Here is a 14,201-nt window from a genome sequence, read left to right as displayed (position 1 = left end):
GGTATTTACAAATTTGGTTAATAATACAGCAGAAGTCAAAAACCAATACAATTCAAGTAAGAAATTGTTTTCCCTCTGTGTCCTCTGTGTCCTCTGTGGTTCGTATTTCTGAAAAAAATATATTTAAACAGGATGGAAATAATCATAAATATCTTGCGCTAATTGTGAACCAATTCCGGGAACTTCAGTTAATTGTGTAGGAGTGGCTTGACGAATATAATCAACTGAGCGAAAATGAGATAATAGTAACTTTTGCCGATTTTGTCCTAAACCGGGAATTTCATCTAAACGAGATCGCTTTAGTTTATCACTTCTTTGCTGACGGTGAAAACTCACAGCAAATCTGTGTGCTTCATCTCGCAATCTTCTTAATAACTGTACTCCTGGTTGTTCTGCGTGAGTTCCTAAAGCTTTAGATTCCCCAGGTAAAAATATTTCTTCCCGCTTTTTTGCTAAACTGACAACTCGCAAATCTGCTAATAAATTCATTTCTTGTAAAATACCCACAACGGCAGATAATTGACCTTTACCACCATCAATCATAATTAAATCAGGCCAGTCAGAATTACCCAATCTTGCTAATTTAGGATCTTCTATATATTTCCGAAATCGTCTATTAATAACTTCTGCTAAACTCGCAAAATCATCTGAATGGCCAATTTTAATATCAGGATTTTTAATTTTGTAATGTCGGTAATGTTGTTTTGCTGGTAAACCATCAATAAATACAACTTGGGAAGCTACCGCATTAGTCCCTTGAATATGAGAAATATCATAACCTTCAATGCGTTTTGGTAAATCTGGTAAGTCGAGAATAGCCGCTAAATCTTGGGTTGCTTGTAAATTACTATCTCCCAATTTTTGCATTCTCTGTAATTCATATTGGGCATTTTTTTCGACCATTTCTATTAATTCAGCTTTACTTTGTCGCAAAGGGGCAATAATATTTACTTTTCTGCCTTTGCGTTCCGTCAAAATATCTGCCAAAATATCACTATCAGGTAAATCATGTTGTACCAAAATCTCGCTAGGAATTTCCACACTTTCGGCTGTTTGGTAATGTTCCTCTAAAACTCGTTGTAAAATTGCTCCCGGTTCAGGGTGAGAGTTAGCAACAAAAGCCAAACGTCCAACTAATTGACCCGCACGAATTTGGAATAATTGAATATAGGCGTGTTGGTCATCAGCAGCTAAAGCAATGGCATCTCGTGATACAGTATCATCAGGTAAGGATACCTTTTGGGCTGCATTGAGAGACTTTAAAGATAAAATTTGATCACGAATTTTTGCTGCATTTTCAAAATTTAATTCTTCGGCAGCCGTTTCCATTTGTGCTGTTAAAATATCAATTAGTTCTTGAGTTCTACCTTGAAAAACCATTGCTACTTTTTGGACAATTTTTGCATATTCAACTGTGGAAACTAATTTTTGACAAACTCCGGGACAACGACCAATATCATAATTTAAGCAAGGACGATCTTTAAATAGGGGTTGTGGTCTTTGTCGTAAAGGAAAAATCTTTTTACATAAATGGACGATTTCCCGCAATAACCCAGAATCTGTATAGGGACCGTAATATTTATCTTTGGCTTTTCCTAATTGACGTTTGCGGGTAATGAAAATTCGCGGATATTCATCTGACCAAGTAATGCAGAGATAAGGATATTTTTTATCATCTTTGAGTAAAACGTTAAAATAGGGCTGATGCTGTTTAATTAAATTGGCTTCCAGTGCTAATGCTTCAGCTTCGGTATCAGTAACAATAAATTCAATTTCTGTCACTAACTTAACCATCATATTAATGCGTTCCGTCTTGTTGGTGGAGTCGCGGAAATAGGAACGGACACGAGAACGCAATTTACGAGATTTACCTATATATATTAAGCGATCGCTGCCATCCCGCAGCAAATAAACCCCCGGTTGTGCGGGAATTTCTCCCAGACGGTTTTCCAGTCTTTCGGGATTTTTAACTAGTGGTAGTGTTGACGAAGATAGATTCACGGCTAAAGTTAGGTAATTTTACAAACATACCCCAACTCTATTTTAAGAAACATTTCTGAGAAAACAAAATTTTTAGGGGTAAAGCATTGCGCTTTACCCCTACTTTCTAAATTAATAATGTGGAAATTTCAGTCTTAAGCAGAAGCTTTTTTCAACTTACGTTGTGCAGCAAAAACACCCGCAACACCCAAAATACCTAACATTGCTGAAGGTTCAGGTGCTTTTCTAGGTACACCTACTATGGTAACTTCATAATTACCACTGTGATCACCATTGGCCTGAGTTGATGTTAAACCAGAATTTGTCGCGGTGAAACTGTAGAGATAGTCAGTTACGCCATTGTAGGTATACTTAACTACTTCACTAGCTTGGAAATTATTATTAATCAAGTTGGTCAAAGATCCAAAAATAGGAGCATAATAGCTTTTCATGTCCAAGTGACCTGCTAACCCAATCTTAATTAAGCCCGTGTTGTCATCTTGGTTAACATAAGCAATGTTAGGGTCACTAGCGCGTTGAAAACCTCCAATACTTGTAAAAACGTTAAATACACTAGTACGAATTATGGTGCTAAGATTAGGAGTGTTATTTGGTAATGGTAAACCCAATGCTGTTTTGAGTTGAGTTTCTTTAGTATCTAAACCAGCAGCAACATAAAATTGGTTAAACCAAGTATTAGCGAGGTTAGTTTGTCCGTAGGCCATATTTAAGCTAGGTCCAAACCAATCAGCAGAGGTTAAGCTACTCAGAGTAATATTTTTACCACCAATTTTTCCTTCTAAAGTGGTGTTTTTAGCGAATTCAGTAGCATTAAAACCAACTTGTTCAGTGCTGGCTCTCAATTCAACGTTACCAGTAGGGCTTTCAGCATCACCATCTAGAACTTTCTTTACATTAGTCAAATTGCTGGTTACAGGTGTGGTCTGGCTACCAACAACATCATAGACGTAATAATCATTTGCTGCTGTTCCACCGATAGTCGCACCAGTAAGAGTTCCCGCTTGTACTGGGTTAGCTGCTAAAGCACCCATGCCAATAACCATTGAAGCACCGATTAATAATTTACCAAGATTCTTACTCACGTTTTTACCCCTGTTAGTTTTTGAGTGATGTATTAGGACTGTCGGTAGAACTGAACTTTTTTTATTTAGTCATCTAGTAGTCTGGGAACACTACGATTACTAGTATTACATTTAGTTGTTTAAGCTACAATCCCAGTATACGAAAATTTTCATCTACTTAGATAAAGTTTTTGTATTTTCTTCATCCAAATATAAAGAAGACTTTAAATAACCTAAAATACATTTATATTTATAGCTTGAAAAACCTAAAAAGCTTACACTGCAAGAACTTTACTAAAAATAAACATATTAACTAAATGTCTAAACAATGACTCTTCTTAGCTACTTAAGTGTAACTACTTACTTATATCAATAAGTAATAATTCATATTATAATTAGATAATTAAATAACCAGCAATAAAGCGAGAAGAAAAAAATACAGCTTTAATTAATTTTAAATAGTTGAGTTCATATCATGTTCATGGATAAGTAAACACACTCCATAGGAAGATGCAGAGAAATAAAAGTAGATTTACATTAATTCTGGTGTGTCGAATAACTGCTTTCTATGAGGGTTTAGCTATGAGGCTAGACCTTTTTTATATCAATGTACCTTGTGATTCATCCAAAGCATAAATATCTCAATTAATTCTACTTTAGGTAGTAGAAATATTTTTTAAGATTGAGTAGTCTTAATTTTATTAATGCCTGAAAAACGTGTATGTACCCTGAAAATAATTTCAGGGTCTTTTTTTTGATGATTTTTGGGGTTCTTTCCAGAACAGCAAAAAAGAAAACGCCTAGAGAAAGCCTTTAACCCTGACCCTTTCTCCTATTTACCACCCAAGTTAAAATTTCCATACCTATCGTCCATATCAGACTTTCTGAAATTTGTACACACCTCATAGGAAGATGAATAGGAATAAAATAGGGTTTAAAGTAGCTATATATGGTAAACACCTGGTATATATAAAGGCTTGGCTAACACCCAAGCCTTTTTTGTGTTGAGGGAGTGCAGGAAGTATTTATACAAATTACTATGTGTAGTGTCAATATTTTGATTACAGAGTGCCGCACCAACAAAGATGTGGTGCTGACCGCTGACCACTGAAAGCTACTGTATATTCTGCTTTATCATCTTTAGGGAAAATTGGACACATCCTATAGGAAGATGATCTGTCAGGCAAGTAGCACTAAATTAATTGAGTACGTTGTTAAGCACAGCAATTATTGAGGTTTGGTACTATAACCAAACCTTTTTTTTGCTTCAAGTCTTCAAGTAATACATAAAAAATATTATAACTACTAACGTAAGTTGCTAGTGAAGAAAAGAGAGAACAGGCAGTAATTCCCATAATTAACCTCAATTTAGATAACTAGCAACTTGGGTTATTATTGTATGATGGTATACTTAACAAGATTAAAAAATATTTCATAGAATGTTTACGGCTACACTAAAGCCACTAAAATTCCTGTGGTTTATCTAAATGTAGAGTGCTACTATATACTTTGATTTTGAGTATAGGAGCGATAATACAGATTAGTATACCAAATAGATTAATCAAAGCAAAGTAAAACGCCTATGGGATGCCGACTAAGAATTTTTTTAACTGACGAGGAAAAGCTAACTTTAGAAGAATTGAGAAAAGCCAAGGACGTTCCTCAACGAACTAAAGACCGCGCTCAAGTTCTACTATTGAACGCGCGGGGCTTAAAAAACGAGGAAATTGCTCAAGGTTTAAACTGGGCAATTTCTACAGTCCGTCAGACCCTACATCGTTGGGAAAAAATGGGTTTAGCAGGATTATGGGATGCTCCAGGTCGAGGAGGAAAACCCCGGTACTCAGAAGATGATTTAGAATATCTAGAAAACTGCCTATTTCAAGAACCTCACACTTATAGCTCTAAACAACTAGCCGAGAAGCTAGGATCTGAGCGACAAGTTTACTTGAGTGCTGACAGACTCCGAAGAGTTCTGAAAGAAAGGGGGAAAGTCATCAACACCCGTCAAAAATCCAGGAATAATGAAGTTTGATAGCTAAATATTAGAACAGGGAAGCAGGAGAGAATATTTTTCTTTTTCTTCCCAGTTCCCAATCACCCACTATATCAACATCATCTTTAGCCCCCATAAGTATATATTCCTAAAAATAGGATATTTTTGATACAAAAAAGAGGTAAAAAACACAAAAAATCCTGAAATCTATATAAATTAATAGTTTCATCTATCCACTTCGGGCGACAACGTCTTAGAATGATTCATTGAAAAGTCGAGTCAATGGGATTTCCGGCGATTTTGAGTGTAAATACTCTCAAGAAACGATTTTTGTATTTGTACAAACAGACATTTACGTAAAGATGTTCTCATAGTGCATCTTTAAAGAATCTCTAGTAAAACTTTAGGAGTTTGATATGAACAAGGGTGAATTAGTTGATGCAGTGGCTGAAAAGGCTAACGTGACCAAGAAACAAGTTGACCAAGTTTTGAGTGCTGCCATAGAAACCATTATCGAGGCGGTTTCTTCCGGCGATAAGGTAACATTGGTGGGATTTGGTTCTTTTGAATCACGGGAACGCAAAGCCCGTGAAGGACGTAACCCCAAAACCAACGAAAAAATGGAAATTCCTGCTACCAGAGTTCCCGCGTTCTCCGCTGGGAAACAGTTTAGAGAAAGAGTAGCACCCCCAAAAGAGCCAAAAGAATAAGTTCAGTTAGCGGAAAGATATTTTTGATGCCACAACAAGCACACGGGGGAAACTTAGCTTGGGCAGCAGCACTGGCTGGCTGTTCCCCGGATGCTATTGTGGATTTTTCTGCCAGTATCAGCCCTTTGGGACCACCAAACAGCGTCATTGCGGCGATTGTGTCCCAACTGGGTAATCTGAGAAATTACCCTGACCCAGAGTATAGTGAACTGAGACTGGCTCTAAGTCAGTTTCATCAATTGCCTTCTGAGTGGATTTTGCCTGGTAATGGTTCAGCAGAATTATTAACTCTGGTGGGTAGAGAATTAGCACAATTACCAGCAACAGTTTTACTAACTCCAGCCTTTGGCGATTATTACCGCACCCTTGCGGCTTATAACGCTAGAGTGCTGGAGTTTCCCGTGGATTTGGGCAGAGGGAACTGGGAAAACTGCCTCTGCTCCCCTGAGTCTCTCTACCCACCATCTCCAAAATGGGGGTTACTGCTGAATAATCCTCATAACCCCACGGGAAAGTTATTTTCACGGGAATCTGTTTTACCGTATTTACAACAGTTTGCCTTGGTGGTGGTAGATGAAGCGTTTATGGATTTTTTGCCCCCTGATCAGGAACAAAGCCTCATTGGGTTAGTGCAGGAATATGAGAATTTAGTAATATTACGATCGCTCACCAAATTTTACAGTCTACCAGGGCTAAGATTGGGATATGCCATCGCTCACCCCCAGCGGTTGGCAAAATGGAAATTATGGCGAGATCCCTGGCCTGTCAATACTTTAGCCGCAGCCGCAGCGATCGCCGCCCTCCAAGATACGGAATTCCAAAACCACACCTGGAAATGGCTGCCAGCCGCAAGGAATCAACTATTTCAAGGTCTAGCCTCAATTCCCGGTTTAAACCCCCTAGAAGGAACTGTCAACTACCTATTAGTAGAATCCCAACAGTCTACCTCCCAGTTACAACAAAACTTACTTCAGCAACACCAGATTTTAATTCGTGATTGTTTAAGCTTCAAAGAATTAGGCGATCATTATTTCCGCGTCGCAGTCCGAACTGAATCCGACAACCAACGCCTATTAACTGCACTTAAAACAATTAAAAATTAAGAGCTAGGGAACAGGGAATAGAAAAAAATGTATGTAAACAACTGACAACTGACAACGAACAACTGACCAATGACCAATATTGATTATGATATTCTTATTATTGGTGGCAGTATTACTGGATACCAAGCCGCTTTAACCGCTACTCGGTTACACGCTAAAGTTGCCTTAATTGTCAGCGCGGATTTTTCTCATAACTATAATTCAAATTATCAATATGTACTTAGTGAAATTACTCAGCAATCTCGTAATTTAGAAAAGCTAGGAATTTACGCAACAAATATTCACCTAAACAGAGAATCTCTTGATTGGACAAAAGGATTATCTTATGCTCATGCTGTTACCAAAAATCTTGATCAAATCAATTCCCTTTCTAATTTAGCCGCCCAAGGAGTTGATATTATTATTGGTAATGGTCAATTCCAATCTTCTCCGAAATTAAGTTTTACAGTGAATAAACGACGGTTATATAGTCGCACTTATTTACTCGCTAATGGTTCTCGTCCATTAGTTCCTGATATACCAGGATTAGATACTATTGAATATCTGACTCTAGCTAATATTTGGCAATCATTAGAAACAACCACATTACCTAAAAATTGGGTAATTTTGGGTGGCGTTCCTCAAAGTATAGAAATTGCCCAAATTTTAGCCAGATTCGGTTGTCAAGTCACATTAATAGTGAAACATTCTCATATTCTGCCTCATCTTGATGCAGAAATTGCCCAATTATTAATAGCACAATTAGAAGTTGATGGTGTGCGTGTTCTCACACAAACCCAAGTTACCCAAGTCCGACACATAGACAATAAAAAATGGGTGCAAGCTGGAAATCAAGCCATGGAAACTGATGAAATTTTTATTGCCACTGGACAACAGCCAAATTTAGAATATCTGAATTTACCAGCAGTAGGAGTAAAATGGCATCAACATCGCCTGGTTGTCAATGAAAAATTACAAACTACAAATCATCGTATTTACGCTTGTGGTGATGTGCTAGGTGGTTATGATATTCAGAATATTGGTAATTATGAAGCTAATATTGCCATAAAAAATGCCCTATTTTTTCCTAGACTAAAAGTTAATTATGAATCTGTGCCTTGGGGAATATATTCCCAGCCACAGGTGGCACAAGTCGGTTTAACAGAAATTCAAGCTAAAAACCGATATTCTCAAAATCAAGTTTTAGTTTTTAACCAATATTTTAAAACAGCTACAGCCGCACAAATACAAGGAGAAATTACAGGTATTTGTAAATTAATAGTTCTCGACAATGGCAAAATCTTAGGATGTTCTATTTTAGGAATAGCAGCAGGAGAATTAATTAATTTAATTAGTTTGGCAATATCACAAAATATTAAAGTTCAGCATTTAGCAAAATTATCGCCTATTTATCCTAGTTTTTCCGAAATTATCATCGAAACAGCGCGAGAATGGCATAGACAGAGAATTAATAAAAACCATACTTTCTCAGAATTGTTACTAAGTTTCTTTAACTATCGTCGTGATTGGAATTTATAAAATAACTGGGTAAGCGTAAAACTCAGTCCCTTTAGGGCTGAGATATAAGCGACTCCTGCGACTTTAGTCGCAGTCATCTTTCTACTGGGCTTGCTATTTTATTTTAGACAGAGTAGCATCAAAATGGGAGGGAAAAAGATGCTTGTTTTTGAGTTTAAAGCTTACGGGAAGTCAGCGCAAATAAAAGCAGTAGGTGATGCAATTCGGACTGCACAGTTTATTCGCAATAGCTGTATTCGGCTATGGATAGATGTGAAAAACACAGGCAAAAATGATTTAAACAAATATTGTGCCGTACTTGCTGCTAAATTCCCCTTTGCAAATGAACTCAATTCAATGGCAAGACAAGCCAGTGCAGAACGAGCATGGTTTTCTATCTCTCGGTTTTATGATAATTGCAAAAAAGGGGCTTCCGGTAAAAAGGGCTTTCCTCAATTCCAGAAAGATTGTCGTTCTATCGAATACAAAACTTCTGGCTGGAAACTAACCGATGACCGTAAGTTTATCACCTTCACCGATAAAAAAGGGATTGGGCGATTAAAACTTAAAGGAACTCGTGATCTGCATTTTTACCAAATTAACCAAATTAAACGGGTAAGATTGGTAAAACGTGCGGACGGTATTTATGTTCAATTTTGTATTAATGTAAACCGTCAAGAAGATATAGCACTATCAGGAAATACAATTGGGTTGGATGTAGGTTTGAAAGAATACTACACCGATTCTGAGGGCGTAATGATTGAGAATCCCAAATTTCTCCGTATTGGAGAAAAGGTTCTTAAACGTTCGCAACGTCGTGTTTCCAGAAAGGTAAAAGGTTCAAAAAATAGGGGCAAAGCTAGACAGATTTTAGGAAAACGCCATCTCAAAATAAGTAGGCAACGTAAAGACCATGCTGTGAAGTTAGCACGGTGCGTAGTTCAGTCTAACGACTTGATAGCTTATGAAGATTTGAGAATTAAAAATTTGGTGAAAAATCATTGTTTAGCTAAGTCTATTAACGACGCATCTTGGTATCAGTTTCGTGTCTGGCTGGAATACTTTGGTCAGGTGTTCAAGAAGCTCACAGTTGCGGTTAATCCGCAATATACTAGCCAGGAATGTTCTAGCTGTGGTGAAATTGTGAAGAAAACTCTATCTATTCGCACCCACGTTTGTCGGTGTGGTTGTGTCATGGATAGAGATGAAAATGCAGCTAGAAATATCCTTCGTCGGGGATTGGGTACGGTAGGGCATACCGAAACCTTCATGCTAGACATGAGTAACGCTTTAGGAGATGAGTCCTCTACTCAGGTTGGAGTAATCCTGTCTGAGCAAGTCATGTCTTTGATCAAAGAATCTCAGCGGCTTTAGCCCTGAGAGTGTCAAAGTGCATTATATTCAAATATACTAATAAAAATCTGTTATTAAGCACTCAGCCCAGGCACAAATTCTGTGTTAACTAACAAAATGTCTCCCATTACTCTTACAGACATCAACTTAGAAACTGCTATTGCTCGCCATCCTTTGATAATAGCGCCAACTGCTCATGTAGTAGAAGCAATCGCTTTAATGAGTGCGGGTGGCAAAACTTGCTCCTTTAGCTGTGAGGTTGACAGCGAAGCCCAACTGATGCTGGCTCATGCTCAGAGTAGTTGTGTGTTAGTAGTAGAAGACAATCAGTTAGTGGGGGTTGTTACCGAACGTGATTTAGTGAGACTGAGTGCTACAGAAAATAATTTAGCAGATTTGCTCATTGCGGAAGTGATGATTTCTCCAGTTCTGAGCCTGGAAATTACAGAATTTACAAACATCTTTGTGGCGCTGGAAATTTTTCAACGCCATCATATTCGCCATTTACCTTTATTAGATAAACATGGAGCAGTAGTAGGATTACTTACCCATGATAGCTTACGGCAACTATTGCGCCCCATTGATTTATTACATTTGCGGGTAGCGTCCGAAGTGATGACTACACAAGTGATTCACGCTCAACCTACTGCTACCATCTTGGAACTAACCCAACTGATGACGGAATATCAGGTTAGTTCAGTGGTAATTGTGGAGACACTAGAGCAGGATTTATTTCCCCTAGGAATTGTCACCGAGCGGGATATCGTCCAGTTTTTAGCGTTAGAGCTAGATTTTGCATCAATACAGGCACAGGTAGTCATGAGTACCCCTGTGTTTTCTATGCGGGGAGATATCTCCCTTTGGTCAGTACGGATATTGATGCAAGAACGACAAATTAATCGGGTGGTAGTGACTGACGCAGAGAATAGGTTATTGGGAATTGTTACCCAAACCAGTCTGTTAAATGTACTCAATCCTACGGAAATCTACCGCATGGTAGAAACCCTAGAAGAAAAAGTATCCCGCTTGGAGTCTGAGAAACTAGAGTTATTAGAAGCTCGCAATGCTGAACTAGAAGCTCAAGTACAAGAGCGCACTGCCGCTTTAGAGATGCAGGTACAACGGGAAAAATTATTGGCCAGAATTTCTATTCAACTGCGGTCTTCCCTAAATGTACAGGAAATTCTCAATACAACCGTAACAGAAGTGCGGAGACTTTTAAAATGCGATCGCCTTCTTGTGTATCGGTTTGAGTTAGATTTTAGCGGTATCGTTGTTGCCGAGTCTGTAGGTGAAGGTTGGGCTATATCTATCAATGATCGTATTGAAGATTCATGTTTTCAACAGCAAGCCGTGGAACTATATGGAACAGGGCAGATCATTGCCATTAATAACATCCACGAAGCTGGGTATCCAGAATGTTACCTGCAACTATTAGGGACATATCAGGTAAAAGCCAATCTAGTTGTCCCAATTTTGGTTTCGGGAAACTTGTGGGGATTATTAATTGGGCATCACTGTGCAAACTATTATACTTGGGACGCTGACGACTTGACCTTACTAGATGAGATAGCCGTGCAATTAGCGATAGCTATTCAGCAAGCAATCGGACATCAAAAAGCCCTGACTTTGCGCGTGCAGACAGAAAAAGTATTGGAGCAGTTAAACCAGGAACTAGAAATTAAGGTGGAAGAACGAACCGCGGCACTGCGAGACAGTGAAGAACGCTGGCAGTTCGCTCTTAAGGGAACTAATGATGGTATCTGGGATCGGAATTTTAAAACCAATAAAGTCTTCTTCTCCAGCCGCTGGAAAACCATGCGTGGGTTCAGTGAAGATGAAATTGGCGACAGTATAGAAGAATGTTTAACCCGTATTCATCCCGATGATTATGATCAGTTCATCATCGCCCTTGAGGATCACCTTGTCGGCAAAACCGAGTTTTTTGAAATGGAATATCGGGTGCAATGCAAAGACTGTTCCTATATGTGGGTACTGGATCGAGGGCAAGCATTACGGGATGAATCCGGTGAGGTTATTCGGATCAGCGGCTCAACGACAGACATTACAGCCCGCAAACAAGCAGAAATTGCTTTCCAAGAAAGTCAGCAATTTATTGAGCAGATTGCCAATGCCTCCCCTAACATACTCTATCTCTATGACATAGAAGAGAAGCGCAATGTTTACGTCAACCGGGAGATTGCGACTATCTTAGGCTATACGCCCGAAGAGGTTAAGGACATGAAATCTGACTTCTTCCACAATGTCATTCATCCCGATGATCTGCTGCGAGTCCCAGCCCACTATGAGCAATTTTATGCTGCCCAGAATGAGGAAATTGTAGAATTTGAATATCGGATGCAGCACGCTAATGGCCAGTGGCGTTGGCTTTATAGTCGAGATTCCGTATTTATGCGAGATAAAAACGGCAAAGTTAAGCAAACTATTGGCACTGCTCAGGATATTACCGCTCGCAAACTAGCAGAGGAAGCCTTAAAAGCTAGTGAACAACGCTACTTAACCTTGGCAGCCGCCGCCCCTGTGGGTATATTCCGCACCGATGCCCAGGGACGTTGTCTATATGTCAATGAGCGCTGGTGCGAATTAGCGGGAATAAGTTATGATTCCGCTTTAGGCTACGGATGGGAGAATGCCCTACACCCTGAAGATCGTCCAGCGATCGCTGCGAAATGGTATGATTGCACTCAATCTGGCGAAATGTTCAGTTTAGAATATCGTTTTCAACGACCTGACGGTAAAACATACTGGGTATTTGGACAGTCTGTAGAAGAAAAAGACATAAACGGCACAGTTATTGGTTACGTTGGTACAGTTACTGATATTAATGAACGCAAACGCCTAGAACAAGAACAACAGCGACTAATTGCCATCCTCGAAGGTTCAACCGATTACATTGGGATGTCAGACGCAACAGGTAATATCCTCTGGAGTAATACTGAGTTTAAACGGCTTTGGGGTGTGGATGATCATCAACTCATTAAACAACGTCACATTGGCGATTATCATCCCCAATGGGCAATAGAACTGGTTATGCAGCAGGGATTACCAACTGCGATCGCTAACGGTACGTGGGTAGGAGAAACAGCATTGTTAAATGCTCAGGGAGAAGAAATTCCTGTATCCCAACTGATTATCGCCCATAAATCTCTCCAAGGAGAGGTAGAATTTTTCTCAACCATTCTCCGTGATATGCGAGTTCGTAAGGAATACGAGCAAAAACTAGAACGTTCCAATGCCGAACTTATCCGCGCTACCCGCCTCAAAGATGAATTCCTCGCTAACATGAGTCATGAACTCCGTACTCCCCTGAATGCTATTTTGGGTATGTCCGAAGCTTTACAGGAAGAAGTTTTTGGCGGACTTAATGAACGTCAGCAAAAACTAATCGCCACAATTGAACGCAGTGGTAGACATCTACTGGAATTAATTAACGACATCCTCGATGTCTCTAAAATTGAAGCCGGCAAGCTAGAACTGGAAATGACCCCCGTTGCGGTCATCCAACTGTGCAACTCTAGTCTAGCCTTTGTGAAACAACAGGCAATTCACAAAAGCATTCAACTCAAAAGTGACTTTCAAGAAGACTTGGGAGAAATCATTGTTGATGAACGAAGAATGCGGCAGGTATTAATTAATTTACTCAATAATGCTGTCAAATTTACTCCCAATGGTGGGCAAGTAACCCTACGCGTTCATCTAGAATATCTAGAAGTCTGTCCACTCAATGAACATAATTGTCCAAGTGAGTCAGAATTTCTCTATTCTCTCTGCTTTTCCATCATTGACACAGGTATTGGCATCGCTGCCACTGATCAAGATAAACTCTTTCAACCCTTTATTCAGATTGACAGCAACCTAAATCGTAAGTATGCAGGTACAGGTTTAGGACTGACTTTAGTTAAACAAATTGTCGAATTACATGGTGCTTCCATCACTATCACCAGTGAAATAGACCAAGGTAGTTGCTTTACCGTGAGCTTACCCTACATCCGCAAACAGCCACTTGCTTCTACTTTACCACCTACTGGCACTTCTACTGTAGACGAAGCTGACATTATTGCACCCAAATCGGTCACTTATCGGCCATTAATCTTAGTGGCAGAAGATAATCAAACAAACGTGGATACCATTTGGGATTATCTGGAAGCTCGCGGCTATGATCTCATCTTAGCTACCAATGGCCAGGAGGCAATCAACCTGGCTACCCTTCGCAGTCCTAATGTGATTCTCATGGATATCCAAATGCCAGAAATGGACGGATTAGAAGCAATCCGCCAAATTCGTGCCAATCCCCAATTAGCCTCCATTCCCATTATTGCTCTCACAGCCTTAGCTATGTCTGGTGATCAGGAAAAATGTCTAAAAGCAGGTGCTAATGAGTATTTAAGTAAACCTGTAAAACTAAAACAGCTTGCAGAAATGCTCAAACAAATTTTAGAAAATAGGGAATAGGTAGAAG

General features: G+C 39.3%; 8 protein-coding genes. 6 read left to right on the top strand and 2 right to left on the bottom strand.

Features of this window, described 5'->3' with window-relative positions:
• Positions 1 to 123: 123 nt before the first annotated feature.
• Both uvrC and FJR11_RS15915 read right to left on the bottom strand, forming a co-directional pair.
• Positions 124 to 2,001 carry an excinuclease ABC subunit UvrC gene (uvrC, locus tag FJR11_RS15920; protein ID WP_168505332.1) on the bottom strand — a complete coding sequence of 626 codons (1,878 nt, stop codon included), beginning with the start codon at positions 1,999 to 2,001 and terminating at the stop codon, positions 124 to 126.
• Between the two features lie 134 nt (positions 2,002 to 2,135).
• On the bottom strand, positions 2,136 to 3,083 hold the full coding sequence (locus tag FJR11_RS15915) for an NF038130 family PEP-CTERM protein (protein ID WP_168505330.1): 948 nt from the start codon (positions 3,081 to 3,083) through the stop codon (positions 2,136 to 2,138).
• A 1,561-nt stretch (positions 3,084 to 4,644) separates the two neighbouring features.
• On the opposite strand from FJR11_RS15915, the gene FJR11_RS15910 reads away from it, so the two are divergent.
• The 6 genes from FJR11_RS15910 (at position 4,645) to FJR11_RS15885 (ending at position 14,194) form a co-directional block, all read left to right on the top strand.
• Entirely contained in the window at positions 4,645 to 5,097 is a 453-nt protein-coding gene (locus FJR11_RS15910; RefSeq protein ID WP_168505328.1) for a helix-turn-helix domain-containing protein, read from the top strand.
• A 377-nt stretch (positions 5,098 to 5,474) separates the two neighbouring features.
• Positions 5,475 to 5,768 (top strand): HU family DNA-binding protein, encoded by a 294-nt coding sequence (locus FJR11_RS15905; protein WP_168505326.1) that lies wholly within the window; start codon positions 5,475 to 5,477, stop codon positions 5,766 to 5,768.
• A 26-nt stretch (positions 5,769 to 5,794) separates the two neighbouring features.
• A complete protein-coding gene (gene cobD / locus FJR11_RS15900) occupies positions 5,795 to 6,871 on the top strand; it encodes a threonine-phosphate decarboxylase CobD (RefSeq protein ID WP_168505324.1) in 1,077 nt (358 codons plus the stop codon).
• Between the two features lie 69 nt (positions 6,872 to 6,940).
• Complete coding sequence (locus FJR11_RS15895; protein WP_168505322.1) at positions 6,941 to 8,389, top strand: NAD(P)/FAD-dependent oxidoreductase; 1,449 nt, start codon at positions 6,941 to 6,943, stop codon at positions 8,387 to 8,389.
• Positions 8,390 to 8,527: 138 nt separating this feature from the next.
• Positions 8,528 to 9,742, top strand: a complete 1,215-nt coding sequence (locus tag FJR11_RS15890) for an RNA-guided endonuclease TnpB family protein (protein ID WP_168505320.1) — start codon at positions 8,528 to 8,530, stop codon at positions 9,740 to 9,742.
• Between the two features lie 96 nt (positions 9,743 to 9,838).
• A complete protein-coding gene (locus FJR11_RS15885) occupies positions 9,839 to 14,194 on the top strand; it encodes a PAS domain S-box protein (protein ID WP_217358235.1) in 4,356 nt (1,451 codons plus the stop codon).
• The last annotated feature ends 7 nt before the right edge of the window (positions 14,195 to 14,201 follow it).

Source organism: Anabaena sp. UHCC 0187 (genome assembly GCF_009712035.1).
Taxonomy (GTDB): domain Bacteria; phylum Cyanobacteriota; class Cyanobacteriia; order Cyanobacteriales; family Nostocaceae; genus Dolichospermum.
The sequence above is the reverse complement of the archived record's forward strand: the minus strand, read 5'-3'. Positions and strand labels throughout refer to the sequence as shown.